Annotated in this window: 2 protein-coding genes; both read left to right on the top strand. The window is 62.1% G+C overall.

Features of this window, described 5'->3' with window-relative positions; translation table 11 throughout:
* Positions 1–314: 50S ribosomal L9 C-terminal domain-containing protein (locus tag EN994_RS29510; RefSeq protein WP_281060213.1), on the top strand; the 314-nt coding region annotated here is incomplete at its 5' end.
* Positions 315–615: 301 nt separating this feature from the next.
* Positions 616–1,856: cyclopropane-fatty-acyl-phospholipid synthase family protein (locus tag EN994_RS29505; RefSeq protein WP_164746324.1), on the top strand; the 1,241-nt coding region annotated here is incomplete at its 3' end.

Raw genomic sequence — 1,856 nt, 5'->3', positions numbered from 1 at the left:
GTTCCGTTTCGACCCGCGACATCGCCGATCTGCTGACGGCGGAAGGTTTTTCGATCAACCGCAACCAGATCCTGCTCAACCAGCCGATCAAGACCATCGGTGTCACCAATGTGGCGATCGCGCTGCATCCGGAAGTCGAGGTCACCGTCACGCTCAACATCGCCCGCACGGCCGACGAAGCCGAGCGCCAGGCCAAGGGCGAGACGCTGACCACCGCCGAAGCCATCTATGGCGACGACATCAACGACAACGCCCGGCCGGAGAACTTCTTCGATCCGAACACCGAGTTCGAGGGCGACGAAGACAACGCCTGATCACACGTCGCAAGCGATTGGAGCCATGGGGCTGATCACGACTTGACGCCAAGCTCCGATCACTTTGCCGTCATCCAGCCATGCTGGACCAATGCCCGGGCCTCGCGCCCGGGCATTTTTGTGCCAAATGGAACTTTTCGAACCCCTATATATTGTTGCAGACTATGGCGTCGCGCGTCCTTTGGCCGCGCAAAGCACGCTGTGCAACTTTGGTTCGGCGCAAGATCTCCGGCGAAATCGATCCCGATTTTCGCGGTCACGCGCCAAGGCAGCCTGTCTGGCCGAGAGGGGACATTTGGTCATGAATATTCTGTTAAAGCGCGTTCTCGACCGCTTGGTGCGCACCGGCAATCTTAGGGTAACCGGCCCCAAGGGCACGGCGGTGGTTTTCGGCGACGGCAGCGGCGAACCGGTGCACATGCACATCAAGACCGCGCATGCCGAGCGCGCCATCACCTTCGATCCGATGCTGGCGGTGCCTGAAGCCTACATGGACGGCGAACTCGACATTCTCGAGGGCGGCGTGCTGGGCGTGATGCGCATCGCCTTCCAGAACATGGGCAGCGGCGGCATCGACGCCACCTGGTCGAAGGCCATCGAAGGCCTGCGCCACGCCTTCCGCCGGCTGCAGCAGATCAACACCGCCTCGCGCTCGCGGCGCAACGTGCAGCGCCACTACGATCTGTCGGGCGATCTCTACCGGCTCTTCCTCGACGAGGACATGCAATATTCCTGCGCCTATTTCGAGCAGCCGGACATGACGCTCGACGAGGCGCAGGGCGCCAAGAAACGCCACATCGCCGCCAAGCTCCGGCTGAAGGCCGGCCAGACGGTGCTCGACATCGGCTCCGGCTGGGGCGGGCTTGGCCTCTATCTCGCCAAGGCGTTCGACGTCGACGTGCAAGGCGTCACGCTGTCGACCGAGCAGCATGGCGTCGCCACCGACCGGGCGCATGCGCAAGGGCTGGAAAGCCGCGTGCATTTCGAGCTGAAGGACTACCGCGAACTCAATGAGCGTTTCGATCGCATCGTCTCGGTCGGTATGTTCGAGCATGTCGGCGTCAACCACTATCGCACCTTCTTCGACAAGAGCGCGACGCTGCTCAAGCCGGATGGCGTCATGCTGTTGCACACGATCGGCCGTTCCGGCGTGCCGTGGGCGACCAGCGCCTTCATCCGCAAATACATCTTCCCGGGCGGCTACATCCCGTCGCTGTCGGAAGTGATGCCTGCGATCGAGAAGTCGGGCCTGGTCGTCACCGACGTCGAGATCCTGCGGCTCCACTATGCCGACACGCTGAAGCACTGGGGCGAGCGCTTCGCCGCCAATCGCGACAAGGCCAAGGCGATCTATGACGAGCGCTTCTGCCGCATGTGGGAATTCTATCTGGCGGCCTCGGAAGCCGCATTCCGCTGGCAGGATCTGGTGATCTTCCAGATCCAGATCGCCAAGAAGAACGATACGCTGCCGATGACACGCGACTACATGGCCAAATGCGAAAAAGCGCTGGAGATGCGCGATATGGGGCATCGTGAAACGGC

This window comes from Mesorhizobium sp. M7A.F.Ca.CA.002.09.1.1 (assembly GCF_003998555.1).
Lineage (GTDB): Bacteria > Pseudomonadota > Alphaproteobacteria > Rhizobiales > Rhizobiaceae > Mesorhizobium > Mesorhizobium ciceri.
This window is presented reverse-complemented; position numbering and strand designations above follow the sequence as displayed.